This is a genomic window from Enterobacter asburiae, from assembly GCA_011754535.1.
GTDB lineage: Bacteria > Pseudomonadota > Gammaproteobacteria > Enterobacterales > Enterobacteriaceae > Enterobacter > Enterobacter cloacae_N.
Genome location: JAAQVN010000001.1, coordinates 2,994,425 through 3,021,251, shown reverse-complemented (window position 1 = coordinate 3,021,251; position 26,827 = coordinate 2,994,425). Strand labels below are relative to the sequence as shown.

The following is a 26,827-nucleotide window of genomic DNA, read 5'->3' as shown; positions in this document are numbered from 1 at the left end:
CTACATCTGAGGACTCATGCTATGCCTGATAGCCATCGCGTTTACAGCTACTCCGCCGTTCTGATGGGCTCGCCCATTCTCCTGAAACTCTTCTCCCATGACGAAGCCCTCGCGTCCCGCGTTTTCCGCCTGATCAAACAGTACGAAGATCTCCTCACCGTTAACCGCGCGCATTCGCAGGTAATGGACATCAACCAGGCGGCGGGTCAGCATCCGGTTACCGTCAGCCGTCCGGTGTTTGAGCTGATCCGCTGTGCGAAAGCGGCAAGCCTGCTTAAAAACAGCGCCTTTAACCTGGCGATCGGTCCGCTGGTGAAGCGCTGGAAGATTGGCTTTCAGGGCGACAGCGTTCCGCCTGCCGATGAAATTGCCTCGCTGCTGGCGATTACCCGGCCAGAGGATGTCATCCTTGATGAGGCGCAGACCAGCGTGTTTCTGACCAGAGCGGGGATGGAGATCGATCTGGGGGCCATCGCCAAAGGCTATATTGCCGACCGGGTTCGGGACTACCTGCGCAAAGAGGGGGCTGAGCTGGGGCTGATCAACCTTGGCGGAAACATCCAGACGTTAGGCTCGCCGGAAGGCGGCTGGAGCGTGGGGCTGAAAAAGCCGTTCGCCGGTGATGCGCTGATCGGCGCGATGACGGTGGAGAACCTCTCTGTGGTGACGTCGGGAACGTACGAGCGCTACTTTGAGCAGAACGGCAAGCGCTATCACCATATTCTCGACCCGCGTACCGGATACCCGCTCGACAACGAGCTGGACAGCGTCACCATCATTTCCAAAGACTCTATTGATGGCGATATCTGGACCACGCTGATGTACGGCATGGGGGTAGAGAAAGGCTGCGCCGCCCTGCGCGCGCGTCCGGATATAGATGCTATCTTTGTGACCAGGACAAAAGAAGTGGTGATCTCCTCGATGCACCACTTCCGTTTTACCCTTCTGGACGAGAGCTACCGCGTTACTGGCAGTACTGTTTGAGCAGCCCGATCTGCTCCGGCTGTAAGCGGTAGCGATACACCGGGCGGCCGGTGGCACCATAGTGAATGCTGGTGAAAAGAATGTTGATTTGCGCCAGCCAGATCAGGTACTTGCGGCAGGAGACGCGTGAAATATTTACCGCGTTAGCCAGATCGTCTGTGGAAAATTCCGTCTCCGGGTGGCCGTCAATCCACTGGCAAATGGTGCGCAGCGTTTGCGGCGTTAACCCTTTCGGCAATTTCTTACTGTCCGCCAGCTCCGGCGCCCCGCCGTGGATCAGCCGGTCGACGTCCGCCTGCTCATAATACTGGTGCGATCCCATCAGGCTGTGCTTTGCCTTCCAGCCGTTCAGCGCCTCTTCAAAGCGCGGGAACTGGAACGGTTTGATCAGATAATCCACCACGCCGTAGTGGATGGAAGTCTGGATCGTGGCGGCATCGGCAGCGGACGAGATCATAATCACATCAATCGGGCGGCCTGACGCGCGAATATCGGGCAGCAGATCCAGCCCGTTATCCTGCTGCATATAGACGTCCAGCAGCACCAGGTCGACAGGCTGGCTGGGGTTATTGATAATGGCTCTGGCCTGGTTGAGCGTGGAGGCGACGCCGCAGCAGCTAAAGCCTTCAACACGGTTGACGTACAGACGGTTGAGGTCGGCCACCATGGCGTCATCATCGACAATTAATACATTTATCACGCGATATTCCTCTCGCTATCCCAGGGGATGTGAACAAAAAATTGGGTAAATACGCCAGGCTCAGACTCGACGGTAATATCGCCGCCCAGGTTCTGGATCTGCTGGCGAGCAAGGAACAGCCCAACGCCGCGGTTTTCACCTTTTGTTGAGAACCCCTTAGTAAAAATAGCCTCCAGCTGGGTGGGATCAATGCCGGGGCCATCGTCGCTGACTTCGCAACTGAGCCAGCCATTCTGATAATGTAGCAGCAGGCCAATCTCGCCTTCCTGCTGTCCTGCCATCGCGTCGAGCGCGTTTTCGATTAAGTTACCCAGCGCGGTGATCAGCACCGCGACCTGCTCTTCGCTGGCGGTATCCGGTATCAGGCATTCATCCGCCAGCGTCAGGGTGACGCCCGCTTCCTTCGCCCGGTTGATTTTACCCAGCAGGAACCCGGCAACGACCGGGGATTTTACCTTGCTCTGGATCGTACCGATATCCGTCTGGTAATTGTGCGCCGTCTGGATGATGTACTCCTCCAGCTTGTCGTAGCGCTTCATGTGCAGCAGGCCCAGGATCACATGCAGTTTGTTCATAAACTCGTGCGTGTGGCTGCGCAGGGCATCGACGTAGTTGACCATGCCGTCAATACGCTGCATCAGCTGGCTGATTTCCGTTTTATCGCGGAAGGTGGCTATCGCGCCGATGACCCGCTCCTGGCTTTTGACGGGCACCATATTGCACAGCAGCAGCCGGCCGTTACAGCTGATCTCCTGATCCTGACGCGCGACGCCCGTCTTTGAAATCTCCCGCAGGCTTGCCAGCAGGGGAGCGCTGGCGTTTTCCGACTGCTTGGCGGAGGGCAGGAGTAAAATCTCTCTGGCGGTGTGGTTAATCATCGTCACGCGGCCGTGAATGTCGACGGCCAGTACCCCTTCGCGAAGCGACTGCAGCATCGCCTGGCGCTGTTCGAACAGGGCGGAGATCTCATAGGGTTCGAGCCCGAACAGAATGCGCTTCAGCACCCGCACCAGACCCCAAATCGCCATTGAACTCATAAAGATGCTGAACAAAATCGTCCAGAGCGCGTTAAGCCGCCCACGGGCTATCTGATCTTCCACCTTTTTGAGGGAAATACCGACCACCACGACCCCGATCTGATCGTGCTGGCTGTCATAGACCGGCGTGAAAACGCGAAGCGCTTCGGCGAGGGCGCCGCGGTTTACCGAGACATTCTCTTTGCCTTCCAGCGCGGGTTCGAGATCGTTGCCAATAAAATGCAGGCCGATGAGAGCCTCGTTCGGGTGCGAGTAGCGAATCCCCCGCATGTCGGTCACCACGGTAAGCAGCAGATCGTTGCGTTGGGTAACGGCTTTGGCGATGGGCTGAATGATGTCGGCCTGCGGCGATTGCATCAGGCCGCGCTGGATCTCCGGGCTGTCGGCCAGCGTGCGGGCGATACCCAACGCGGTATCTTTTACATCATCGCGGGTCGCCCGGGTGATTTGCACGGAATAGAGCGCAAAAACCACCAGCAGCACAGAGGCGATAATCGCGGACACCATCAACGTGACCAGCGTGTACAGTTTCATGGGGCGCTTGCGCGTCAGAGGGAAAGGCTGCAGATCGCTCATCAACACTCCGCGATGATTAAGAAAGGGGGTGATTATCGCTGATGATGGGCTTTTCTTAAAGCCATGTAAAAGCGTCGATTTGCTCTTCTTTTCGTGACCCCACTCGCAGGTCATCTATATAAAACACTTTATAGTGTGTGGGTACTCATAATAAGGAGGCTGTTTATGAGCATTACGCTTACCGGTTCGGTCAAGGAAAGACGGCACGCCAGCACGATGAATATAGATAGATTGTCCACGCTGGACATGCTGAAGGTTATCCACGAGGAAGATGCACGTATTTCTGCTGCTATAACCCCCTGCTTAACGACAATCGCCCGCGTGGTGGATAACGCCGCCGCGGCGCTCAACCACGGTGGCCGTCTGGTCATCGTCGGGGCAGGACAGTCGGGCTGCGCCGCACGGCAGGCTGCGGATGATTATGCGCCGGGGAAAACCCCTGTAATTGCCGTGACGGCAGAAGAGGGAGAAGGGCGCTACGAGCGCGGGGTCGCTGACCTGCAGGCCATCAAATTTGGTGAACACGATATGATGCTGGCGGTGACCGTCAGCGGAAAAACGCCGTGGGTCTGGGGAGCGATGCGGCATGCCTGGTCGCTGGGAGCGCCTGTTGCGGTCATCACCGGTGATGCTCAAAGTGAAGCGGCGCAGCTGGCAAGCATGGTAATTGCCCCTGAACTGGGGGCTGATGTGGTTGCCGGGTATCTCAATACCAGGGCGGGGATCGCGCAAAAAATGATCCTCTCGATGATTACCACCGGGCTGGCCGTTCGCACCGGGCGCGTTTACAGCAACCTGCGCGTGGATCTTGAGGCAAGCAGTACCAAATGGGCTGAACGGCAAATCGCCATTGTGATGGAGGCGGGGGGATGCAGCCGGGCGCAGGCAAAGGCCGCGCTGGAGAGCTGTAACCATCACTGTAAAACGGCGGTGCTGATGGTGCTGACCGGTCTGGATGCGTGGAAAGCCCATGAGCTGCTGGCGCAGAATAACGGGTTTATCCGCGTGGCGTTGCAGGAAGCACCGTAAACGCGGCCTTGAAATGAAAAAAGCCCGCAAATTGCGGGCTTTAATGTTTTTGGCAATTAGAACTGGTAGGTCATGCCTACGCCAACGATGTCATCGGTAGAGATGCCATTTGCTTCATAGAAGCGTTCATCGTTGTCCAGCATGTTGATTTTGTAGTCAACATAGGTGGAGAAATTCTTGTTAAAGCTGTAGGTCATACCCAGGTCGATGTAGTTAACCAGGTCCATGTCACCAGACTGACCCTGAGGATTGCTGGCGTTGCCTGGGAAAGTCATGTCTTTACCCGTGGAGTAAACCCATGCCAGGGATGGACGCAGGCCGAAGTCGAACTGGTACTGTGCTACTGCTTCAAAGTTCTGGGTCTGATCCGCGATTCCATAATCACCATATGGAGTCATGTTGCGGGTTTCAGCGTACATCATTGCCAGATAGATGTTATTGGCATCATATTTCGCGCCAACAGTCCATGCTTCTGCGGTTTTACCACTGGCAAAGCGCGCGTTATTTACGCCCGCAGCTTCCTGTGCATTGGTACGGTCAGAAGATGAGTATGCCGCACCCAGGCTCAGGCCGGACAGGTCGCCGGAGAAGTCATAGGAGGTAGACATGCCGAAGCCGTCGCCGTTTTGGAAGCGCAGGTCTTCATGGCCGTTTTTAGTGCCTTCCTGGTCTTCCTGAGCATACTGGCCTTCGTTCGCCCCCTGGTACTGCAGTGCGAAGTTCAGACCTTCAACCAGACCGAAGAAATCGGTGTTGCGGTAGGTTGCCAGACCGTTAGCACGGCCGTTCATGAAGTTATCGGTCCAGGTGTAAGAATCACCGCCAAATACCGGCAGCATATCGGTCCAGGCTTCAACGTCATACACGACGCCGTAATTACGGCCGTAGTCAAATGAACCGTATTCGCCAAATTTCAGGCCAGCGTATGCCAGACGGTTAAATGATTTATCACCGGCGCCTTCGGTATCGTTAGCGTAGGTTTTATATTCCCACTGACCATAACCGGTCAGCTCGTTAGTGATCTGCGTTTCGCCTTTGAAACCAATCTGTACATAGGTCTCATCGCCATCGTCGCCAGGGTTGTCAGAGAAGGTATGACGCGCGTCTACTTTGCCGTACAGGTCAACTTTGTTGCCGTTTTTGTTGTACATTTCAGCCGCATGCGCTGCACCAGCCATTAAAAACGCGGGTACCAGAATTGCCAGAACTTTTCTTTTCATTATATATTCCCTTTAAAGATAATTTATATGAATATATGTAATCACCCTCCGTAATTACGTGTTTGATACTATTCTATGGCTTGTGAATTTGGTTCAAAAATAAATGTAATTAAATCGGTAAAAATATTACAAAATATTTCTATTCATCTCTTTATTTTTCATGTGAATTAATTATTTGAATATATTGCGGGTAATTATTATTAAGTATTTCGAATTTCTATTTTTTAATATATTTCATTTGGCTATGTTATAATTAAACGCCCATTTTCGTAACAGGAAAGGATGATGGAACTTATACAGTGGCAGCAGCGCTTTGAATCCTGGCTTGATGAACATCACGCGACTGACGACACCGCGCACGATATTTCACACTTTCGTCGCGTCTGGATGACGGCGCAGAAAATCATGGTGCATCATCACGTCGACCCGCTGACGATCCTGACCGCCTGCTATTTTCACGACATCGTCAGCCTGCCGAAAAACCATCCTGAACGCAGCCAGTCGTCGCATCTGGCCGCGCGCAGGACGCGAGAGATTCTGCACCGCGATTTCCCTGACTTCCCGTCCGATCGCTACGCCGCCGTGGAGCACGCCATTGAGGCGCACAGTTTCAGCGCCGGACTGACGCCGCAAACGATTGAAGCCAAAATTGTCCAGGATGCAGATCGTCTGGAGGCGCTGGGAGCGATCGGTCTGGCGCGCGTGTTTGCCGTGTCAGGCGCGCTGGGCGTACCGCTTTTTAACGCGGACGATCCGTTTGCCGACGCGCGGCCACTTGATGACCGGGCGTTTGCGCTCGATCATTTTCAGACCAAGCTGCTGCGCTTGCCTGATACAATGCAAACCGGGGTCGGGCGCGAGCTCGCGCAGCACAACGCCGATTTTCTGATTCAGTTTATGGCGAAACTCAGTGCCGAATTACAGGGCGACTGCATCGGGCTGGATAGCCAGATTCAACACCGCTTCCGTCGCAGTTTGCGAAAGTGAACTGTGGTAATCTGTTCCCAGTCTTTATTGCCCGGTTAAAAGAATGCAGGAAAATCGATCAGTGACAGAGCCCGCGTCTGAGCAGGCAGAGAAGTCAACGGCAACGGTGCAGGCATTACTGCGTCAGCTGCTGGATATTTATGACGCTAAAACGCTGGCAAACCAGCTTGTGGCGCACGGCGAGAGCCACTGGAGCCCGGCCATCCTTAAGCGGCTAGTGACCAGCGATCGGGCAGGGCGCCGCCTGAGTGAAGGCGAGTTTCGTTATCTGCAAAATCTGCTTCCGCGGCCACCTGCTGCGCACCCGAACTATGCCTTCCGCTTTATCGATCTGTTTGCCGGCATCGGCGGTATCCGGCACGGCTTTGAAGCGATCGGCGGTCAGTGCGTGTTTACCAGCGAGTGGAACAAACATGCGGTACGCACCTATAAAGCGAACTGGTACTGCGATCCGCAGGAGCATCATTTCAACGCCGATATCCGCGATGTCACCCTGAGCCATAAAAGCGGCGTCACGGATGAACAGGCCGCCGAGCATATTCGTCAGACGATTCCGGCGCATGACGTGCTGCTGGCGGGCTTCCCGTGCCAGCCTTTCTCGCTGGCCGGCGTATCCAAAAAGAATGCCCTCGGACGTGCCCACGGCTTCGCCTGCGATACCCAGGGAACGCTGTTTTTTGATGTGGCCCGAATCATTGACGCCTGTCGCCCGGCCATATTCGTGCTGGAAAACGTCAAAAACTTAAAGAGCCACGACGGTGGAAAGACCTTCCGCATTATCATGCAAACGCTGGATGAGCTGGGCTATGACGTGGCCGATTCCGGGGACATGGGCGCGGATGACCCGAAAATCATCGACGGGAAACACTTCCTGCCCCAGCATCGCGAACGCATTGTGCTGGTCGGTTTCCGCCGCGATCTCAATCTGAAGGGGGATTTCACCCTGCGGGATATTCCCTCCTTATATCCCGAGCGCCGTCCAACCATTGCCGACCTGCTGGAGCCTGTGGTCGACGCAAAATTTATCCTGACGCCGATCCTGTGGAAATACCTCTACCGCTATGCCAAAAAGCATCAGGCCAAAGGCAACGGCTTCGGGTTTGGCATGGTAAACCCGAACGATCCGCACAGCGTGACCCGCACGTTGTCCGCTCGCTACTACAAAGACGGCGCGGAAATCCTGATCGACAGAGGCTGGGACAAGGCTCTGGGCGAGAAGGATTTCGACGATCCGCAAAACCAGCGTCACCGTCCGCGTCGCCTTACGCCGCGGGAGTGCGCCCGGCTGATGGGCTTTGAAACGCCGCAGGGCTACCGTTTCCGCATTCCGGTTTCGGACACCCAGGCTTACCGTCAGTTTGGTAACTCGGTGGTGGTGCCCGCGTTCGCGGCGGTGGCAAAACTGCTGGCCTCGCGCATCAGACAGGCGGTGGCGCTCCGCCAGGGTGAGGCCGTCAATGACGGACGTTCACGATAAGGCCACGCGCAGCAAAAACATGCGTGCCATCGGCACGCGTGACACCGCGATTGAAAAGCGTCTGGCCGGGCTGCTGACGCAGGCGGGCTTTGACTTTCGCGTACAGGATCCCGCGCTTGCGGGTCGTCCGGATTTCGTCATCGACGCGTATCGGTGCATTATATTCACCCACGGCTGTTTCTGGCATCATCACGACTGCTACCTGTTTAAAGTTCCGGCGACGCGCACCGATTTCTGGCTGGAGAAGATTGGCAAGAACGTTGAACGCGACGCGCGGGATCTTGCCACGCTTGTCGCGCAGGGCTGGAGGGTGCTGATCGTCTGGGAATGTGCGCTGAAAGGGCGGCTGAAGCTGAACGATGCCGCTCTGAGCGAACGGCTGGAAGAATGGATCTGCGGCGGCGGCGAGGCCGCGCAGATCGACACGCAGGGGATCCACGCGCTTACGGTTTCTCCACCTCGCAAGGCGTAACCACGGGCTTTGCCGGCAGCAAATATTTGCCTAAGGTCACCAGCACGACGGCAAAAACAATCACCCCTAAAGCTAACCACTCAACCGGAGAGAGCGTTTCACCGCCAAGCCCGGTGCCAAGCAGCACGGCCACGACCGGGTTGACGTAGGCATAGCTGGTGGCGACCGCCGGAGAGACGTTACGGATCAGGAACATATAGGCGTTGATGGCGATGATGGAGCCGAACAGCGCCAGGTAGCCTACCGCCAGGAAGCCCGACAACGGTGGCAGGGTAGTCAGCTCCTCTCCCGTCAGGGCTGAGGCCAGCAGCAGCACAATCCCAGCCGCAAGCATCTCAATTGCCCCCGCCATCATGCCGGTCGGCAGCTCGATACGAGAACCGTATACGGAACCGAACGCCCAGCTCATCGAGCCAATAAGGATAATCACTGCGCCCCACGGATTCCCGCTCAGGTTACCGCCGCTGTTGAGCAGAATAATGCCGGCAAGGCCGATGCCAATCCCCAGCCACTCCAGCTTGCGGGTGCGGATGCCGAAAAGGCGGCTGAAGCAGAGGGTAAACAGCGGTACGGTGGCAACGACCACGGCGGCGATCCCAGACGGTACGTTCTGGTGCTCGGCAATGGTCACAAAGCCATTCCCGACCGCCAGCAGCAGCAGGCCTATCAGGGCGGCGTTCAGCATTGGGCGAAGCGGAGGAAGCTTATGCCCGCGCAGCAGCAGGAAGGCCAGCAGCAGCACGCCCGCCGAGAGGAAGCGAATGCCCGCCATCATCAGCGGCGGCCAGCTTTCTACGCCGATGCGAATGACAAAGTAGGTGGAACCCCAGATGATATACAGCGAAAAAAGTGCCCCAATAAGTGGAAGCAGTTGCCGGAAACGCATAATCCCTCACGACGAAATAAAAAGGTCGCTGATAGTAAACGCGAAAACTATCGCGCTGGCGAGCCCTTTAATTGTGTAGTTGATGTGAAATTTTTGTTGACGCAAGGTGCCTGTTTCCGCGATTGCGCTTTTGCTCCATACTATTCACTTAATTACCAAAAAAAGAAGGATCACCATTTTGGCAGGAAGTAGCTTATTAACATTGCTGGATGATATTGCCACCTTACTGGATGATATTTCCGTGATGGGGAAACTGGCGGCGAAGAAAACCGCAGGGGTGCTGGGGGACGATCTCTCGCTTAACGCTCAGCAGGTGAGCGGGGTACGGGCTAACCGTGAGCTGCCAGTGGTGTGGGGCGTGGCAAAAGGCTCGTTTCTGAATAAAGTGATCCTGGTGCCGCTGGCGCTGCTGATCAGCGCATTCATTCCCTGGGCCATCACGCCGCTGCTGATGATTGGCGGGGCATTTTTATGCTTCGAAGGCGTGGAGAAGGTCCTGCACTCTTTGAGCTCTCGCAAGCAGAAGGATACCCCGGAGGCGCGTCAGCAGCGCCTTGAAGCGCTGGCCGCGCAGGATCCGAAAGTCTTCGAGCGCGATAAAATCAAAGGCGCCATTCGCACCGACTTTATTCTTTCAGCAGAGATTGTTGCCATTACGCTGGGCATTGTCTCCGACGCACCGCTGCTGAATCAGGTGCTGATCCTTTCCGGGATCGCCATTCTGGTTACGGTTGGCGTCTACGGCCTGGTCGGTCTGATCGTGAAGCTCGATGATATCGGCTACTGGCTGGAGGAGAAATCAAGCGCGGTGGCAAAAAGCATCGGTAAGAGCTTACTGACGCTGGCGCCGTGGCTGATGAAGAGCTTGTCCGTGGTGGGCACCCTAGCGATGTTCCTCGTGGGCGGCGGTATTGTGGTTCACGGCATTGCTCCGCTGCATCATGCTATCGAACATTTCTCCTCGGCGCAGGGGAGCGTGGTGGCCGCTATTCTGCCGACGCTGCTTAATCTTGTGCTGGGCTTTATCGTTGGCGCTATCGTGGTGGCAGCGGTGAAACTGGTTGAAAAAATGCGCGGTACAGCGCACTAATTGTTACCCGTCGCAGGATGCAAAAAGACCATTCCTCGTCTAAATTGAAACAGTTTCACCCTGATACAGGAGGCAGGTATGGTCTTTTTGGTCAGTGATGAAGTTAAGCCTAAGAAGGGCGGCCCACGTATGATTGTCACCGGGTATTCCAGCGGAATGGTGGAGTGTCGGTGGCACGATGGCTTTAGCGTCCAGCGGGAAGCATTTCGTGAAGATGAGCTTCAGCCGGGTGACGGGCAGCACAAGCGGGACAAGGCTTAATCACATAACGCCCGGCTTTGCCGGGCGTTTTTTATCTCCAGTACCGGGTGTAGGCAGTTGTCAGGGAGTGTGTGTGCAGCGCGATACCTTTGTTGTAAGACAATCTTTTCTGCAATGGCTGCATAAGCGTAGCAATCCGGGGTTGATTGTTAATCTCTGTTTTCTGATCGTTCTGGTGTTTTCCACTCTCCTGACCTGGCGTGAGGTGGTGGTGCTTGAAGAGGCCTACATTTCCAGCCAGCGGAACCATCTGGAAACCGTGGCCAGCTCGCTGGACAGGCAGTTACAGAACAGCGTGGACAGGATGCTGCTGTTCCGCCAGGGCATACGCGATGCGATCCAGATGCCGCTGGCGTTTGATGTCCTGCAGAATGCCGTGTCGCGCTTCAACACCGTCCGCAAGCAGCCTACCTGGCAAATCGCCGTTGATAAAAAGCGGACCCTGCCCATTAACGGCGTTTCGGATGCGTTCGTCGAAAAAACCACGCTTCTGAACCGTGACCCTGACCGCATCAGTCATGAAATTTCTGCCGCGCTTGAAGTAGGGTATCTGCTCAGGCTGGCGTCCACGCGAGCGCAAACGGAATCACGCGCGACCTACGTCTCCCGCGCCGGTTTTTTCCTTTCCACGGATACGCCGGACCTGGCGGGCGACATCACCTCCCGCTATTACCATCTGGTCACGCAGCCCTGGTTTACCCAGCAGTCAGAGCGCAACAACCGCGCCCGCGCGGTGCGCTGGTTCATCTCTTCGCCTTCCTCATGGACCGGGGAGGAACGCACGATCGCCGCCAGCGTGCCCATCTATTTTGACCATTACTGGTACGGCGTTGTGGCGATGGATTTTGCGTTGAGCACGATGCAGCGCCTGCTGGCTGACGCGACGGAAGACCGGACGGAAGGGGAGTATCAGCTGTACGACACTCGCCTTAATATGATTGCCACCTCTGACCATTCAGGAAAACCAGTTAACCATTTTGATGAACGCGAAACGGCGCAAATAGCGCAGGCGATTGAGAACGATACCGGCGGTGGGATCCGCCTTGGAAGCCGTTTTGTCAGCTGGGAGCGGCTCAACCACTTCGATGGCGTCGTCTTGCGGATCCACACCCTGCATGAAGGGGTACAAGATGACTTCGGCAGTATCAGTATTGTGCTGGCGCTGATGTGGGCACTCTTTACCGCCATGCTATTGATCTCGTGGCTGGTTATCCGTCGGATGGTCAGCAACATGTATACGCTCCAGCACTCGCTCCAGTGGCAGGCCTGGCATGACCCGCTCACCCGCCTGAATAATCGCGGCGCGCTGTTCGACCGCGCAAAACTGCTGTCGGAAACCTGTCGCCAGCAGTCGCTGCCGTTCTCGGTTATTCAGATCGATCTCGACAATTTTAAAAGCATTAACGACCGTTTTGGCCACCAGGCCGGGGATAAGGTGCTCTCCCACACGGCAGGGTTGATTGCCAGTACGTTACGCAAGAAGGATGTGGCAGGACGCGTGGGCGGGGAAGAGTTTTGTATCGTTCTGCCGGGGCTTGGTCTTGAGGAGGCGAGAGGCGTCGCGGAGCGTATTCGTTGCCGAATCAACAGCAAGGAGATTCTGGTGAAGAAGAGTATGACCCTGCGCATCAGCGCGTCACTCGGCGTCAGCAGCGCGCAGGAAAACGAAAACTACGATTTCGAACAGCTGCAGTCCGTGGCGGATGCCCGGTTATACAACGCTAAACAGGGCGGACGTAACCGGGTTGTCTGGCACGATCATGACAAAAAGTGATCCAGCCCCTCCTGCCAGCCGAGCGGTCCCGCCTGCCGGGTGTGATAAACCCGGCTGGGGCTATCGTCCCGTAACCTAATACCCTGGCGGTTTATGCCCTTAATCACCACCGCGAAGTCCACGCTGTCCAGCAACGGCGCGTCGTTTGGCCCATCGCCGAGCCCCAGGGTGGTGGGTTCAATATTTTCCCGTTCACGGTACTGCGCGATAAGCCAGTTAGCCGCAACGTCCTTACCGCAGCCGGCATCCAGAATGTGCCAGAAACGGGCTCCCTGCAGGCATTTCAGTCCGCGCTGCGCCAGCGCCGCTTCAAACCGGGCCATGGCTTCGTCGGAATCACGCCAGATGAGCGTGACGGAGGCGTCGTGCCTGCGGGCAAGCGCTGCCCGGTAGCGGGTCAGCCCCGTCCATTCGCTGATGACGCGTTCGTCCACGTCGTCAAAAGTGGTGAATTTAAAGCCTGCCTGCTGGCGGATTTGCTCAATAAGCGGATGGATCTCCCGGTGCGTCATGCCGTTGATGTGGCGCTGACCTATTTCCCAGCGTACGTCAAGCTGAACCACCGCGCCGTTCTCAGCGATAAAAGGTAAGCCTTCGAGACCTAAATCCTGCTGGATATCCAGCATCTCTGCCGCGCTTTTGCTGCTGCAAAGAATTACCGGCACCTGGTTATCCTGCAGTTTATCGAGCCACGGCATCGCGGGCTGCCACTCATAGGTATGAATATCCAACAGCGATCCATCCAGATCGGAAAAAATCAGCAGGGAACCTTGGAGTGAAAGCATAGTAACTCCCGAAAACGAATGAGTCTTAATCTAAGAATATTCCTAAAAAATTATCTGCGCTTAAACCGGATTCAGGAGAACCGATCCAGCCAAACCCGCATTCGGCGTATGTTGTTGCTCATAACCAAAACGATTATGTTAAAAATATTATATTCACTGTAAGAATATATGCTTGTCATGCAAAATCGTTGGGGATAGTGTTGTTTGTACATCAGATTTCCTGGTGTAACGAATTTTCAAGTGCTTCTTGCATAAGCAAGTTTTGATCCCGGCCATCCCCATGACCGGGATTTTTTTCGTGCTAACGATTTGCTTCAGACACGCTAAAGTCATGAATATCTAGCTCGAAGGCCTCCGCCAGCTCGCGATAGGTATGATAATCCCTCCCGTTAACAATGACGTGGTCCGAACCATCGTCCGTGCGGCGGACTTCTGACTCACTGATCTCATTGATGGCGGCCAGCAGGGCATCGACATCCACCTCAACTTCGCGCTTGATGGTGTCGCTGTACTCTTTATCGGTCTTCATTACGGGGTTCCTCATTCAACCGTGTCCAACGCTAAGTATAGACTGTGTATAAAAACGCCATTCACGCCGTGCGGCGATGTGTGTTTTTGCGTTTTGTTCTACACTGGCTCAAAACCAGAGGAGGAATGTATGAAGGTCAACGATCGGGTAACCGTTAAAACGGACGGTGGGCCGCGCCGCCCGGGGGTGGTGCTGGCAATTGAAGAGTTTAGTGAAGGCACAATGTACCTGGTCTCACTGGAAGATTACCCGCTCGGCATCTGGTTTTTTAACGAGCTGGGGCATCCGGACGGCATTTTTGTTGAGAAAGCGGAGTAGTGCGGCGTCGGGTGGCATTGCGCGTGCCCGACTACGTCCGCAAAAGCAAAAATCTCTGGCCAGGCCAGAGATCAAAGGTAGGGTGCAAAGGGTTTTAAGCCACTAACGCATGTTGACGAAAATCCCGTTCGTCACATTATCGGTCAGACGTACCACGTGATAGATCACTTGCTTATTATGCGTTTTAATTTTCCTTTTAATATTTCCTTTGTGTGATGAAACGGTTTTCGCTTTAATATTCATCTGGTCGGAGATCTGAATAGTTCCTTGTCCCGCCATCCACATTCGCAGCATGCTTGATTCAGTCCTGCTTAATGAAAGGGTGGGTAAGTTAACCGCTCCTACATTTTTAACTTCTTTATTCAAATAATCACCCAGAATGTCATCCAGCGACTCGGGTTTAATCGACTTAGAACTAATCAATAAATTTTTACGGACCAACAAATACTCATCGAAATGGATATTCGCGATCGCCATAAAAACAATAAACAGGGTTTTTGGATGCTGATTAATGATTTGCTTAATGTGCTGACTGTTGGCTGGATCGTGAATGAAACAGTCCTCATTAATAAACACCACGCCTGGTTTGAGTTCGTCACAAGCGGCTGCGAGTTCTTCAACGGTGTGTGCATCGTTGATGTCTCTCTTTCTTACCCCTCTGCTTGCCAGGTACCCGGTTAACCCTAGCCGGGTGTAGCTGCATAAATCCATAATGATCGTTGACATGGCATACCCTCACTCAATGCGTAACGATAATTCACCATCTGCCTGAGAGCTCAAAACAGCCATACGGGATGGAAAAAAATAATAAACCTGTGAGCATGACAAAGACTTTCAGGCGGACTCACTATCCCGTAAAGTTACGTATAATTTGCCAGGAATCTTCTTAAAGTAAAGTAAATATTAAGTATTGTGAGATGGTTAGAAACATTTAAACCGCGTCAGATATATCCTGGAAGATGTTTTTCGCGTTTTATTTTAGGAATATCCTCAGAAAGACAATAGCGAACGTGAGGACTATTATTTACGTGGCAATTCGCTGACAATATCCGCTAACAGATTGAATATCTCGCCGAATAAATGTTCACAGAAGGGGGCGATAAGGGGCATCAGTAATGACATTAATAAAATTCCGACCGTCAGGGTCAGCGGAAAACCAATCACAAACACCGAGAGCTGCGGTGCCATTCTGTTCAGTAAACCTAATGCCAGGTTGACGGTGAGCAGCAGCGTGATGATCGGCAGAGCCAGCATCAGACCGTTGAGGAAAATCAGCCCCGCCGCGCGGGTAAGCGCCAGGAAGGCGTTGCTGTTGACCGGGTTATCACCAATCGGCAGCGTATGGAAGGTATCCACCAGCATGGAGATGAGCCACAGATGGCCGTTGAGCGACAGGAACAGCAGCATGGCGAGTAGATCGATGATGCGCGCCAGCACCGGCATGTTGAGATGGCTGCCGGGATCGACAAACGTGGCGAACGATAGCCCCATCTGCAGGCCAATCAACTCACCAGCCGTACGCACGGCGGCGAAGGCGAGCTGCATGGTAAAGCCCACGGCGACGCCAATCATCACCTGCTGCAAAGCGACCCATATCGCGTTAGCCGAGAAGATGGGAATATTCACGGGTGGCAGGGAAGGGGCAACGATAATGGTGATGATAATGCCCAGCCCCACCTTGACGCGCTTGGGGATCGATTTCTCGCTGAGTATGGGGGCGGTGGAGATCAGCGCCAGAATGCGCAGCATCGGCCAGAAATAGACGCCGAGCCACTGAACCCACTGGTCGCTGGTGAAGTGCAGCATCGTCAGGTCAGCCGATGATGTACGGCAGATTGGTAAACAGGTTGCGCATATAGTCCAGCAGCAGGTTCAGCATCCACGGCCCGGCCACGATAATCGCCACGAAGACGGCGATGATTTTCGGGATAAACGACAGCGTCATTTCGTTAATCTGCGTGGCAGCCTGAAGAATACTGATAATCAGGCCGGTAACCAGCGCGACAAGCAGCAGTGGCGCGGCAACGGCAATGGCGATTTTCATCGCTTCCGTGCCCATCATCATGACCGATTCGGGTGTCATTGCCGTTCCTTAACTGTAAAAACTCTGCGCCAGCGAACTGACCAGCAGCTGCCAGCCATCGACCAGCACAAAGAGCATGATCTTAAAGGGCAGGGCAATTGTGGCCGGCGGCACCATCATCATCCCGAGCGCCATCAGGACGCTGGCGATCACCAGGTCGATAATCAGGAACGGAATAAAGATGGTAAAGCCAATCTGGAACGCGGTTTTCAGCTCGCTGGTGACATAGGCCGGCAGGAGAATGCGCATCGGCACCGCTTCCGGCCCCTGAAGCTCGCCGGTGTTGGACAGTCGAGCGAAAAGAGCCAGGTCCGCTTCGCGCGTCTGACGCAGCATAAATTCCCGCAGCGGCTGCGCGCCTTTTTCCAGCGCTTCCTGCATCGAGATTTTGTCTTCGCTGAACGGCTGGTAGGCGTCGGTATAAATCTTGTCGATCACCGGCGACATGATGAAAAAGGTCAAAAACAGAGCTAAGCCCAGAAGCACCTGGTTTGGCGGCGCCGAAGGGGTGCCCAGCGCGTTTCGCAGCAGACCAAAGACGATGATGATGCGGGTGAAACTGGTCATCATCAGCAGGATGGCCGGAATAAAGGTCAGCGAGGTGATGAAGACCAACGTCTGAACCGGGAGCGACCAGCTCTGGCCGCCACCCGCAATCGGCGTTGAGACCAGACCGGGCAGCTGTGCATAAACCGCAGGAGCAAACAGGCCAATGCCCGCAAGCGTAAGGGATAACAAACGGCGCATCAGGATCTCCCGGAACGCTTAAGCAAACTCTTCATGACGGACTGAAAATCCGCAGGGGCTTGTGCGCGCTCGTCCACCGTGACCGGGGCGGGCGGCAGTTTATGTAATACGTTGATGTTTGAGCCGGTTACGCCCAGTACCAGACGCGCATCTTCCACATCGACGATGACCACGCGTTCGCGCGGCCCAAGGGGAGTGCTGGCGCTGACCTTCAGGCCGCGGGTGCTGGCAGTTTTACCCGCCAGACCAAAACGCTTCGCCAGCCAGGCGGCGATAAGAATAAAGGCAATAATACCGAACAACGCCCCGCTCACCTGGAGCAGCGGGGAGCCGGGAACGGCGGACGGTGGTGATATTGTTGCCTGGGTTTTCATACTTAACGGCTCAGACGACGCATGCGTTCAGACGGGGTAATGATGTCGGTGATGCGCACGCCGTATTTGTCGGCAACCACCACCACTTCACCCTGGGCAATCAGATAGCCGTTGATCAGAATATCCAGCGGCTCGCCGGCCAGGCCGTCAAGGGCCACGACCGAACCCTGCGTCAGACGCAGCAGCTCTTTAATGGTCATCCGGGTGCGCCCCAGCTCAACGGTCAGCTTGACCGGGATGTCCATAATCAGGTCGATATCCTGCAGCGTGCCGCTGACGTCACCGCCGCCTAACTGCTGGAATACCGCGTCCGCCGCGCTTTTTGTCGGAGTCGTTTTTTGCTCGTTTAACGCGTCAGCCCACAGATCGTCCAGTGCTCCGCTGTTTTCATCGGACGGATTGTTCATGTCACTCATTTGGGCTGTTCCTCATTCAGCGAATTCAAAATCGGGTTGATCAAGTGCTCAACGCGTAACGCATACTGACCGTTAATCGTGCCGTACTGGCTTGTGAGTACGGGGACACCATCCACGTGGGCAATAATGCGGTCGGGTTTGTCTATCGGCAAAACGTCGCCGGGTTGTAATTTCAGGATCTGGGATAACCGCATCGAGATGTCGGCAAAGTTTGCCACCAGCTCCAGCTGGGAGTGCTGCACCTGGCGCACCAGGTTTTCACGCCAGTTCTGATCTTCGTTGCGCGAGTTCTCCAGCGGCGGGTTAACCAGCAGCTCGCGCAGCGGTTCAATCATGCTGAACGGCAGGCAGATGTTGAATTCGCCGGTCAGGTTACCGATCTCCACGTGGAACGGCGTATTGACAACGATATCGTTCGGGGAGGTGGTGATATTGGTAAATTTCACCTGCATCTCAGAACGGACGTACTCCACTTCCAGCGGGTTAATCGCTTTCCACGCGTCGCTGTAGGACTCAAGCGCCAGCTTAAGCATGCGGTTAATGACGCGCTGTTCGGTGTGGGTAAATTCACGGCCTTCCACTTTGGTCGGGAAACGCCCGTCGCCGCCGAACAGGTTATCCACCGCAATGAACACCAGGCTTGGCGAGAACACCACCAGACCGGTGCCGCGAAGCGGCTTCAGATGAATCAGGTTAAGGTTGGTTGGCACCGGCAGGTTGCGGGCAAACTCATGATACGGCTGAATGCGGATCGCACCGACCGTGATATCCGGGCTACGACGCAGCAGGTTAAATAGCCCCATACGGAACTGACGTGCAAAACGTTCGTTAATGATCTCCAGCGCCTGCAGACGTTCACGGACTACGCGACGCTGGGTATTGGGATCGTAAGGACGAATATTATCGTCGCCGGTGAGACCCGGTTGCGGATCGTCACTCTTATCGCTGTCGCCGTTAAGCAGCGCGTCGATTTCTGCCTGAGAAAGAATACTGTCGCCCATGTCGTTACCGCAGAATAAAGGCTGTGTACAGAACGTCAGTGACTTCCTGCTTAGGTTGACCGTTTACCAGCGGGGTGGCCAGCGTCTGCTTGATGGCGTCGACCAGCTTTTGCTTACCCACGTCGGTAGCCAGCGCGGAGGCGTCCTGACGAGAAAACAGCAGGAGAAGGCGGCTACGCACTTCCGGCAGATAATCGTTCAGGCGCGCGCGGGTCGCTTCGTCCTTCAGGCGCAGCGTAATACCGACATACAGCACACGATCCGCATCACCGAGGTTAACGGTGAAGGTGTCCAGAGGGAAAAAGACCGGCGCCGGCGGTGGAGCAGGTTCGGCTTTGGCCGCAGCGGTAGAAGGTTCCTGCTGCATACGCCAGTAACTATAGCCCGCGGTAGCGCAGGCGGCGAGCGTGATCAACACCAGCAGCGGGATCCAGATGGAACGCTTGCTTTTTTTGGTGATAGCGGAGTCTGTCATCTGATACGAGCTTCCTGTTTCGGTACAGCTTAATAAGGTGATTATCCCGTGTCCTGCCGTCGTCAAAGCGTGGAAAAGACGGGGATAATCACGCTACCTCTGGCGTTTAGGCGAAGATGTCCACGGCACCGTTACCGCGCGCCGCGGATTGCAGGGCGGCAGGAACCGGCAGGAGCTCATCGCTCTCTTCATTAAAACCGCCGTGCTGGCCGGAACGCGAGGCCTGATGCTGCTGGGATGAAGACTGCTGCTGACCGGCGAAACTCTCGCTGCTGACGCTGCTCTGAGAAAGCTGAATGCCGTTCTCCGCCAGCGAGGTCCGCAGGACCGGCAGCGCGGCCTCCAGCGCTGCGCGCACATGGCTGTGCGCAGAGACCATCTGCAGCTGTGCCTGGTTGTCGTCCAGCTTAAGCGAGATTTGCACCTGGCCCAGATCTTCCGGGTGCAGGCGCAGCTCCGCCGTCTGCTGGCCCTGCTTAGTGAACAGGGTGATGTGCTGGCTCAGGGACTGTTGCCATTCGTGGGTGCCCAGAGGCTGGCTTAGCACCGGCGCGGTGGCAACGGTGGCGGCTGGCTGGCTGATAGCATGGCTGGACATAATCGGTGCCAGGGTCGCGGTTGGCGAAGATGACGAGGAAGAACTGGCGAACTCCTGCTTCTCTGCGGCCGCGGCCACGACCGGCGTGGCAGGCGCGTTGCCTGAGAGATCGGGACCGTTGTTTTTCGCCTGGCTCTGGTAGGACGCAGAAAGCTGCGCTTTGTCATGGCTTCCCGCAGGCGCGTTCAGGGACGGCTGGCCTGCACCGTTTGGCGAAAGCGTTGCTGAATTCAGCGCTGAGGGAGCGGAAACGCCGTCGCTGCCAGCCGCACGAGAGGCGGTAGTCTGCTGGTGCGGCAGCATCGCCATCAGCGCGCTTAACCCGGCCAGCTCTTCTTCGCTCAGTTCGCTTTGACCGTCATCTTTGCCGTTGGCCGCAGTGAGCGTCTTCAGCGCGTCGCCCTTTGACAGCGGCACCAGCCCGGAAACCAGGGTTTCAAGCGGCGCGGACTCGGTCGTTTCAACGCCATTCAGCGCAGGCTGACGCGCGAGCAGATCGGCAATTTTGGCCTGCAGAGCGGTATCGCCTTTGGCTTCCAGCGCAACTTTCGACAGCTTGCCGCCTGCGGCTTTCAGGTCCGCCAGGGTGAGCGGCGCATCGTTACCTTTGCCCGTTGCGTCCGTCAGGGCGCTCGCCAGCAGGGAGAGAAAGTCTTGCGCACCCTCGGTGCCTTTCCCTGTTTGCATCCCGCCTGACAGGTCGCTGTCGCTCATCAGCAGTTGTTGCAGTGTGATCATTCCGGTTTCCTCATTGATGCGCGCTGGGCAAACTCATCCATTTTCTTCTGATCCAGGCGGTTTTCCGCCAGGGTCGAGGCTGCAATCTGCCGGTCCTGTAAGGTTTGCCAGGCCTGCAGCCTCTGTTTTTTTTCGCGCCAGAAATTCAGCGCGGTATCGACTTTTTGGGTCCACTGGTTTAGCTGCTGGCGATGCTGCTCTATCGCCTTCTCCAGCGTCTGGATAAACTGCTGATAGTTAATCCAGCGCTGGCTGCCAATACCCTGCGTCATATCGGTATTGAGGTTGGTGCGATATTCATGCTGATAGTCGATTAACATCTTCAACTGTTCTTCAGCCTGCTGGCACCCGCGTCGCATTGCGCCAAGCTGCAATGCGGCATCATCAACTTCTTTTTCAGCCAGATCTTTCAGCGTTGATAACGCGCTGTTTTGCGCCATGACCTTCGCCCTCCACCTGTGTTACACCTGCGGGAAAATCAGCTCCAGCGCCTGGATTGAATCTTCCCAGTCGGCACGTTCAAAAATGCCCTGTTGTAAAAATGCCTCCAGCTGCGGCCACAGGCTAATCGCCTTGTCGAGCATCGGGTCGCTGCCTTTGGCATACGCCCCCACGCTGACCAGATCGCGGTTGCGCTGGAAGCTGGAAAGCAGTTGTTTAAAGTTACGCACGCGGGCGTAGTGCTTCTCGGTAATCAACGCCGTCATCGCACGGCTGATGGACGCTTCAATATCAATCGCCGGGTAGTGCCCGGCTTCGGCCAGGCGACGCGACAGCACGATATGGCCATCCAGGATCGCGCGCGCGGAGTCGGCAATCGGGTCCTGCTGGTCGTCGCCCTCGGTCAGGACCGTATAGAACGCGGTAATAGAGCCGCCGCCGCTGATGCCGTTCCCCGCACGCTCGACCAGCGCCGGAAGTTTGGCAAAGACCGAAGGCGGATAGCCTTTGGTCGCCGGCGGCTCGCCGATAGCCAGCGCGATTTCACGTTGCGCCATCGCGTAGCGGGTGAGGGAGTCCATGATCAGCAGCACGTGCTTGCCGCGGTCACGAAAATCTTCGGCGATACGGGTGGCGTAGGCGGCACCCTGCATACGCAGCAGCGGCGACACGTCCGCCGGTGCGGCAATAACCACCGAGCGGGCGCGGCCTTCCGCACCCAGGATATTTTCGATGAAATCTTTTACTTCGCGACCACGCTCGCCAATCAGCCCCACGACGATCACGTCGGCCTGGGTATAGCGCGCCATCATGCCGAGCAGGACGGATTTCCCGACACCTGATCCGGCAAACAGACCCATGCGCTGCCCGCGACCTACGGTGAGCAGGGCGTTAATCGGACGCACGCCGGTATCCAGCACGTGCTCAATAGGGGTACGCTGCAGGGGATTGAACGGCTGAGTGATCAGCGCGCCGGTTTCGGTGGTGTCCGGCGCGGGCAGGCCATCAAGCGGCTTCCCGCTGCCGTCCAGCACGCGACCCAGCAGGGCAGGGCCAAGCGGCAGTTGTTTCCCGCTTTGCAGCCCGTCGCCGCTGATATTCTTCGCATAGACGCGCGCGCCGGGCAGAATGCCTTCCACCTCTTCAAGCGGCATCAGGAACAGGCGCTGGCCGTTAAATCCGACCACTTCGCTTTCGACTTCACGCGTCTCCTGACCATCCTGACGCTCAATGACACAGGTTGCCCCCAGCGGAAGCTGCAGGCCGGTGGCCTCAAGTACCAGACCGGTGGCGCGCGTCAGTCGCCCATAACGACGAACGGATGGCAGCTGTGCCATCTTCGTCTCAAAGTTGTCGAGCGTGGTGAGCCACCGGGTGAGGCGCGCGGTCATCAGACGACTCCCGGTGCCGCCAGGCGGCACAGTTCCTGCCAGCGGGTGGCGACGCTGGCATCCAGGTCGCCTTCATCGGCAGAGACTTTGCATCCGCCGTGGTGTAATGACGGGTCGCCGCGCAGACGCCAGCCGTGCAGGCTAAGCGTTGCGCCCAGGCTCTCTTCAACGCGCTGCAGATCGTCCGGGTGGACGCGCAGCTGCGGTTTGCCGCTGAACAGCGGCTCCTGCTGAAGCAGACCCTGAATTTGTTTGATCAGCGCGGTGTTATCCACCACGGGCGTCTGGCCGATAACCTGACGCGCCGCTTCCAGCGCCATCTGCATCAGACGCGAGGCAATCACGCTGTCCAGCGCGTCCAGCGTGTGCTGGAACTCGCTGACCAGCTGCTGCATGCGGGCATGGATCGGCGCCTGCTGCTGGCGCGCCTGATCGATGCCGTGCTCCAGCCCTTTCGCCAGGCCTTCCTGATACCCCAGATCGTGACCCTTCTGGCGGCCCTCGTTCAGGCCAGCATTGTAGCCCTGCTCGTGCGCCTGCATTTGCAGCTGCGCCAGCATCTGCGCTTGCTGCTCTTCTTCGCTCAGCTCAGGCTGTTCGACGTCCGCGTCGGGCTCTGCGGGCGAAACCACCGCGGGCGAGAATTCGGCAAGGGGAGGGGCCAGATCGTCCGGGGTCCAGCGCTTCCACGACAGCTCATTAGACATAGGTGTCGTCTCCGCTGCCAATCACCATCTCGCCGGTTTCCGCCAGACGACGAACAATAAGCAGGATCGCTTTCTGCTCGTTTTCCACCTGAGACAGACGCACCGGGCCACGGTTGGCAAGGTCGTCGCGCAGGATATCGGCCGCACGCTGAGACATGTTGCGCAGGAACTTCTCGCGAAGCGGCTGCTCGGCACCTTTCAGGGCAATAAGCAGCGACTCGGAGTCCACTTCCTGGAGCAGGCGCTGGATGCTGCGATCGTCCACTTCGACCAGGTTTTCGAACAGGAACATCTCGTCGATGATTTTTTGCGCCAGCTCGCCGTCGAATTCGCGAACCGCCGTAATGACCGCCTCTTCCTGCTGCGTTTTCATCAGGTTGATGATTTCCGCCGCCGTTCTCACGCCGCCCATTTTGCTGCGCTTGAGGTTCTGACCGTCGAGCAGGTTGTTCAGCACTTCGGTCAGCTCCGCCAGCGCGGCCGGCTGGACGCCGCCGAAGGTCGCGATACGCAGCATCACGTCGTGACGCAGACGCTCCTCGAACAGGGCCAGAATATCGGCAGCCTGGCCACGTTTGAGGTGAACCAGGATGGTGGCGATAATCTGCGGGTGCTCGTCGCGAATAAGGTCGGCGGCACTCTGTGGCTCCATAAAGTTAAGCGTTTCGATACCGCTGGCGGTATCGCGCGTTTCCAGAATATCTTCCAGCAGGCTGGCCGCGCGCTCTTCGCCCAGCGCCTTGACCAGCACGGAGCGCAGGTAGTCGTTGGCGTTGACGTTGAGCGCCGCAAACTGTTCGGCTTCCTGCTCAAATTCCGACAACACTTCGGTCAGCTGTTTATTGGAGATTTGACGCACGTTGGCCATCGCCGCACTGAGAATTTGCACTTCTCGCTGGGAGAGGTGCTTAAACACCTCTGCCGCGCGGTCTTCGCCAATGGTCATCAGCAGGATGACGCTTTTATCGGTGCCCGTAAGCGTATTACTCATGTTCGTTACCCATCCACTGGCGGATGACCAGCGCCACGACGCGCGGATCGTTATCTGACATTTCGCGAATGCGCTGGCTCATGACCTCGGCGCCCATGCGCTGGTTAGCACGACGCTGCTGCATCTGTTCATCTTTGCTGAGGCGAACTTCAACCGCTTCTTCCGTTTCCTGACGCGCAGACATCTGTTCGCGAGCCACTTTTTCGGCTTCTGCGCGGCGCTGAAGCTGAGGGCGTACGCCCTTACGCCACAGCAGCCACGCGACAATCAGCACCAGCAGCCAGCGTCCTGCGGACATCAGCTGGTCGATAAACGCCTGCTGTTGCCAGAACGGCAGCTCGCCGCCGGTCTCTTCAACCGAGTTGAACGGTGAGTTGACCACGTTGAGAGTATCGCCGCGCTTCTCGGAGTAACCCATCGCTTCACGGGTCAGGTTTTCAATCTGCTTCATCTGCTCGGCGGTCAGCGGCAGCGGTTTGCCATCCGCCAGCGTTTTGTAGTTCACCACCACCGCAACGGAAAGACGCTGAATATCGCCCACGTTCAGTTTAGTGTGGCGGATCGTCCGGTCCACTTCGTAGTTCGTGGTTTCGTTGCGGCTGCTGGAGCGCGGGCCTGCGTTACTGGTCGTTGAGGTGGTCTGCTGATTATTTTGCTGACCGTTCTGCTGATTGGCCGGTGGCGTGGAAATCGGCGCCGCGTTAGCCGGAGCAGGCTGGTTAGAGAGCGCGCCCGGCACGCCGCCAGGGTAAGCCCCACCCACCTGTTCGCTGGAGTTGATCTGACGTGAACGCATCACCGCCTGAGCCGCATCGCCGTTCGGGCTGTATTGCTCTTCGGTTTGTTCTTTATTAGAGAAGTCAATCTGCGCGGTCACCTGGGCATGCACGTTACTGTTGCCCACTACCGGGCCGAGGATAGCTTCGATGCGGCGCTGGAGACGGCTTTCAACGTCGGCGGCGTATTTCAGCTGCGCGTCGTTCAGGTCACGCCCGGCGGTATTGGATTGGGTCAGCAGATGTCCGCTTTGGTCCACCAGCGTTACGTTACCCGGCGGCAGGCCGGCGACGGCGCTGGAGACGAGATGCGTCACCGCGCTGATTTGCCCTTCGTCCAGCGCGCGGCCAGGCTCAAGGTTCACGGTAACGGATGCCGAAGGGGATTTCTGTTCACGAACGAATAAAGAAGGTTTAGGCATTGCCAGGTGCACGCGGGCACTCTTCACCGGGCCTAACGTTTCAATGGTGCGGGCCAGCTCGCCTTCCAGCGCACGCTGGTAGTTCACCTGCTCGCTGAACTGGCTGATACCAAACTTTTCCTGATCCAGCAGCTCAAAACCGACCGCGCCGCCCTTTGGCAGGCCCTGCTGTGCCAGACGCAGACGAAGCTCGTGCACCTTATCTGCCGGCACCTCAAGCGCACCGCCATTATCGGCAAAGCGATAAGGGATATTCATCTGGGTAAGCTGGGTGACGATGGCGCCGCCATCCTGATCGGAAAGGTTGCTGTAGAGCGTGCGGTAATCAGGGCTTTTCGCCCATAAAACCATCGCTACAAGGATCGCAATTGCGGCAGCGCCTGCCACGATCAACGGGATTTTAGGATTCGCGCGAAGGCGGTTCATCCACTCGAGTGATTTATTTTGTGGCGCTGTCGATGCTGCTGCACTCATTGCGCACCTCTTAAATCCTGGTGGTTTACGTTATTCGTGTAGAGAAACAAAACTGACTCCCGGGTCGGCAAACACGACAAAAGTTCCATATTGATGGCCCTGCCATTATTTGACGATTCCGGATTTTCTATGCGTCAAATAACCTGGTTTTTTCACGCTATTTACCGCCATTATCTTATTGACAAGCTGTTAGTCTTGACCGCGTAAAAAACCATCCAGGGGAGAGTCATGGCTATACAGGGCATTGAAGGGGTAATCAGTCAGTTGCAGGCAACGGCGATGACGGCCCGTAATCAGAATGTGGCAGAACAACAGCCGACCATCAGCTTTGCGGGACAACTGCACGCCGCTCTTGACCGTATCAGCGATACCCAGACCGCTGCGCGTACGCAGGCGGAGAAGTTTACCCTCGGCGAGCCGGGCGTGGCGCTGAACGATGTGATGACCGATTTGCAAAAAGCCTCGGTTTCTATCCAGATGGGGATCCAGGTGCGTAACAAGCTGGTGTCGGCGTATCAGGAAGTGATGGGGATGCAGGTTTAAGCCCCGTCGATCTTCGCTGGCGGCCTCTGCGCTTTAATGCCACAATATTTTTTTCTTCGAATGCAGGAAAGATGATGAAAAAAATAGCAATTGCTGGCGCGCTGCTGGCACTGACCGGGTGCGTTCAGGTCGATAACTATAATGATGTAATCAAGCATCCCGTCCCGGCGAACCTGGCGGGGTACTGGCAGTCGAAAGGGCCGCAGAGCAGCCTGGTCAGCCCTGAAGCGATTGCCACACTGGTGGTCACGGAAGAGGGCGATACGCTGGACTGTCGCCAGTGGCAGCGCGTGATTGCCGTGCCGGGTAAGATCATGCTGCGCTCAGACAGCTATTACAACGTTACCCGCAAGCTGGATATCTATCCGCTGGATCGCGACGGCTCAACGCTGGAGTATGACGGGATGGAGCTGCAAAAGGTTGACCGCCCAACGGTGGAATGTGCTGATTATCTGAGCAAGAATCCGCTGGAGAGTAAACTGCCCTAAGGGTAAAAGCAAAACGGCAACCTCGTTGCCGTTTTTG

At 56.4% G+C, this 26,827-nt stretch carries 31 protein-coding genes; 11 read left to right on the top strand and 20 right to left on the bottom strand.

Features of this window, described 5'->3' with window-relative positions:
• The first annotated feature begins 21 nt into the window (after positions 1–21).
• A complete protein-coding gene (locus tag HBM95_14265; GenBank protein NIH44093.1) occupies positions 22–984 on the top strand; it encodes an FAD:protein FMN transferase in 963 nt (320 codons plus the stop codon).
• On the opposite strand, the gene dcuR is transcribed toward HBM95_14265, so the two are convergent.
• Positions 965–1,684 carry a two-component system response regulator DcuR gene (gene dcuR / locus HBM95_14260; protein NIH44092.1) on the bottom strand — a complete coding sequence of 240 codons (720 nt, stop codon included), beginning with the start codon at positions 1,682–1,684 and terminating at the stop codon, positions 965–967. The genes HBM95_14265 and dcuR overlap by 20 nt on opposite strands.
• Positions 1,681–3,297, bottom strand: coding sequence for a two-component system sensor histidine kinase DcuS (gene dcuS, locus HBM95_14255; GenBank protein NIH44091.1), 1,617 nt, complete (start codon positions 3,295–3,297; stop codon positions 1,681–1,683). Before dcuS ends, dcuR begins: the two co-directional genes overlap by 4 nt.
• Positions 3,298–3,462: 165 nt before the next feature.
• Between dcuS and HBM95_14250 the strand changes: the two genes are divergently transcribed.
• Positions 3,463–4,326, top strand: coding sequence for an N-acetylmuramic acid 6-phosphate etherase (locus HBM95_14250; GenBank protein NIH44090.1), 864 nt, complete (start codon positions 3,463–3,465; stop codon positions 4,324–4,326).
• A 56-nt stretch (positions 4,327–4,382) separates the two neighbouring features.
• Here HBM95_14250 and HBM95_14245 read toward each other — a convergent pair whose 3' ends face one another.
• Positions 4,383–5,546: a porin gene (locus HBM95_14245; protein NIH44089.1), complete on the bottom strand. Its 1,164-nt coding sequence runs from the start codon at positions 5,544–5,546 to the stop codon at positions 4,383–4,385.
• A gap of 285 nt (positions 5,547–5,831) precedes the next feature.
• Between HBM95_14245 and HBM95_14240 the strand changes: the two genes are divergently transcribed.
• The 3 genes from HBM95_14240 to HBM95_14230 are packed head-to-tail and all read left to right on the top strand — an operon-like array spanning position 5,832 to position 8,482.
• A complete protein-coding gene (locus HBM95_14240; protein NIH44088.1) occupies positions 5,832–6,533 on the top strand; it encodes a phosphohydrolase in 702 nt (233 codons plus the stop codon).
• A 43-nt stretch (positions 6,534–6,576) separates the two neighbouring features.
• Entirely contained in the window at positions 6,577–8,010 is a 1,434-nt protein-coding gene (locus HBM95_14235; GenBank protein NIH44087.1) for a DNA cytosine methyltransferase, read from the top strand.
• Entirely contained in the window at positions 7,991–8,482 is a 492-nt protein-coding gene (locus tag HBM95_14230; protein ID NIH44086.1) for a very short patch repair endonuclease, read from the top strand. The genes HBM95_14235 and HBM95_14230 overlap by 20 nt, the downstream gene beginning before the upstream one ends.
• Here the strand turns inward: HBM95_14230 and yedA are convergent.
• Positions 8,454–9,368 (bottom strand): drug/metabolite exporter YedA, encoded by a 915-nt coding sequence (yedA, locus tag HBM95_14225; GenBank protein NIH44085.1) that lies wholly within the window; start codon positions 9,366–9,368, stop codon positions 8,454–8,456. The genes HBM95_14230 and yedA overlap by 29 nt on opposite strands.
• A 178-nt stretch (positions 9,369–9,546) precedes the next feature.
• Here yedA and HBM95_14220 point away from each other — a divergent pair, with 178 nt between their 5' ends.
• The 3 genes from HBM95_14220 to yedQ all read left to right on the top strand — a co-directional run bounded on the left by HBM95_14220 (position 9,547) and on the right by yedQ (position 12,493).
• On the top strand, positions 9,547–10,458 hold the full coding sequence (locus tag HBM95_14220) for a DUF808 domain-containing protein (GenBank protein NIH44084.1): 912 nt from the start codon (positions 9,547–9,549) through the stop codon (positions 10,456–10,458).
• 78 nt (positions 10,459–10,536) lie between these two features.
• The gene (locus HBM95_14215) at positions 10,537–10,719 is read left to right on the top strand and encodes a DUF2158 domain-containing protein (GenBank protein NIH44083.1); all 183 of its coding nucleotides are present in this window, start codon (positions 10,537–10,539) and stop codon (positions 10,717–10,719) included.
• Positions 10,720–10,792: 73 nt separating this feature from the next.
• Positions 10,793–12,493 carry a cellulose biosynthesis regulator YedQ gene (gene yedQ, locus HBM95_14210; protein ID NIH44082.1) on the top strand — a complete coding sequence of 567 codons (1,701 nt, stop codon included), beginning with the start codon at positions 10,793–10,795 and terminating at the stop codon, positions 12,491–12,493.
• On the opposite strand, the gene HBM95_14205 is transcribed toward yedQ, so the two are convergent.
• Both HBM95_14205 and yodD read right to left on the bottom strand, forming a co-directional pair.
• Positions 12,478–13,278, bottom strand: a complete 801-nt coding sequence (locus HBM95_14205; protein NIH44081.1) for a mannosyl-3-phosphoglycerate phosphatase-related protein — start codon at positions 13,276–13,278, stop codon at positions 12,478–12,480. The genes yedQ and HBM95_14205 overlap by 16 nt on opposite strands.
• Positions 13,279–13,579: 301 nt before the next feature.
• A complete protein-coding gene (yodD, locus tag HBM95_14200) occupies positions 13,580–13,807 on the bottom strand; it encodes a YodD family peroxide/acid resistance protein (GenBank protein ID NIH44080.1) in 228 nt (75 codons plus the stop codon).
• On the opposite strand from yodD, the gene dsrB reads away from it, so the two are divergent.
• The gene (gene dsrB, locus HBM95_14195; GenBank protein ID NIH44079.1) at positions 13,748–14,125 is read left to right on the top strand and encodes a protein DsrB; all 378 of its coding nucleotides are present in this window, start codon (positions 13,748–13,750) and stop codon (positions 14,123–14,125) included. The genes yodD and dsrB overlap by 60 nt on opposite strands.
• Positions 14,126–14,227: 102 nt before the next feature.
• Here dsrB and rcsA read toward each other — a convergent pair whose 3' ends face one another.
• From rcsA to fliF, 14 genes are all read right to left on the bottom strand, one after another.
• Positions 14,228–14,851, bottom strand: a complete 624-nt coding sequence (rcsA, locus tag HBM95_14190; GenBank protein ID NIH44078.1) for a transcriptional regulator RcsA — start codon at positions 14,849–14,851, stop codon at positions 14,228–14,230.
• A gap of 294 nt (positions 14,852–15,145) precedes the next feature.
• Positions 15,146–15,931, bottom strand: coding sequence for a flagellar type III secretion system protein FliR (fliR, locus tag HBM95_14185; protein NIH44077.1), 786 nt, complete (start codon positions 15,929–15,931; stop codon positions 15,146–15,148).
• 7 nt (positions 15,932–15,938) lie between these two features.
• Positions 15,939–16,208 (bottom strand): flagellar biosynthesis protein FliQ, encoded by a 270-nt coding sequence (gene fliQ / locus HBM95_14180; protein NIH44076.1) that lies wholly within the window; start codon positions 16,206–16,208, stop codon positions 15,939–15,941.
• 9 nt (positions 16,209–16,217) lie between these two features.
• Positions 16,218–16,955 (bottom strand): flagellar type III secretion system pore protein FliP, encoded by a 738-nt coding sequence (gene fliP, locus HBM95_14175; protein ID NIH44075.1) that lies wholly within the window; start codon positions 16,953–16,955, stop codon positions 16,218–16,220.
• Positions 16,955–17,329, bottom strand: a complete 375-nt coding sequence (gene fliO / locus HBM95_14170) for a flagellar type III secretion system protein FliO (GenBank protein ID NIH44074.1) — start codon at positions 17,327–17,329, stop codon at positions 16,955–16,957. Before fliO ends, fliP begins: the two co-directional genes overlap by 1 nt.
• Before the next feature lie 2 nt (positions 17,330–17,331).
• Positions 17,332–17,745, bottom strand: coding sequence for a flagellar motor switch protein FliN (fliN, locus tag HBM95_14165; protein ID NIH44073.1), 414 nt, complete (start codon positions 17,743–17,745; stop codon positions 17,332–17,334).
• A complete protein-coding gene (gene fliM, locus HBM95_14160) occupies positions 17,742–18,746 on the bottom strand; it encodes a flagellar motor switch protein FliM (protein ID NIH44072.1) in 1,005 nt (334 codons plus the stop codon). Before fliM ends, fliN begins: the two co-directional genes overlap by 4 nt.
• 4 nt (positions 18,747–18,750) lie before the next feature.
• The gene (gene fliL, locus HBM95_14155) at positions 18,751–19,221 is read right to left on the bottom strand and encodes a flagellar basal body-associated protein FliL (protein NIH44071.1); all 471 of its coding nucleotides are present in this window, start codon (positions 19,219–19,221) and stop codon (positions 18,751–18,753) included.
• A 106-nt stretch (positions 19,222–19,327) separates the two neighbouring features.
• Positions 19,328–20,557, bottom strand: a complete 1,230-nt coding sequence (fliK, locus tag HBM95_14150) for a flagellar hook length control protein FliK (protein ID NIH44070.1) — start codon at positions 20,555–20,557, stop codon at positions 19,328–19,330.
• Positions 20,554–20,997 (bottom strand): flagella biosynthesis chaperone FliJ, encoded by a 444-nt coding sequence (fliJ, locus tag HBM95_14145; GenBank protein NIH44069.1) that lies wholly within the window; start codon positions 20,995–20,997, stop codon positions 20,554–20,556. Before fliJ ends, fliK begins: the two co-directional genes overlap by 4 nt.
• Positions 20,998–21,018: 21 nt before the next feature.
• Positions 21,019–22,389, bottom strand: coding sequence for a flagellum-specific ATP synthase FliI (gene fliI, locus HBM95_14140; protein NIH44068.1), 1,371 nt, complete (start codon positions 22,387–22,389; stop codon positions 21,019–21,021).
• Complete coding sequence (gene fliH, locus HBM95_14135) at positions 22,389–23,096, bottom strand: flagellar assembly protein FliH (GenBank protein ID NIH44067.1); 708 nt, start codon at positions 23,094–23,096, stop codon at positions 22,389–22,391. Before fliH ends, fliI begins: the two co-directional genes overlap by 1 nt.
• On the bottom strand, positions 23,089–24,087 hold the full coding sequence (fliG, locus tag HBM95_14130) for a flagellar motor switch protein FliG (GenBank protein ID NIH44066.1): 999 nt from the start codon (positions 24,085–24,087) through the stop codon (positions 23,089–23,091). Before fliG ends, fliH begins: the two co-directional genes overlap by 8 nt.
• The gene (fliF, locus tag HBM95_14125; GenBank protein NIH44065.1) at positions 24,080–25,759 is read right to left on the bottom strand and encodes a flagellar basal body M-ring protein FliF; all 1,680 of its coding nucleotides are present in this window, start codon (positions 25,757–25,759) and stop codon (positions 24,080–24,082) included. Before fliF ends, fliG begins: the two co-directional genes overlap by 8 nt.
• A gap of 228 nt (positions 25,760–25,987) precedes the next feature.
• Between fliF and fliE the strand changes: the two genes are divergently transcribed.
• Both fliE and HBM95_14115 read left to right on the top strand, forming a co-directional pair.
• Positions 25,988–26,302 carry a flagellar hook-basal body complex protein FliE gene (fliE, locus tag HBM95_14120; protein ID NIH44064.1) on the top strand — a complete coding sequence of 105 codons (315 nt, stop codon included), beginning with the start codon at positions 25,988–25,990 and terminating at the stop codon, positions 26,300–26,302.
• 74 nt (positions 26,303–26,376) lie between these two features.
• Entirely contained in the window at positions 26,377–26,790 is a 414-nt protein-coding gene (locus HBM95_14115) for a lipoprotein (protein NIH44063.1), read from the top strand.
• The last annotated feature ends 37 nt before the right edge of the window (positions 26,791–26,827 follow it).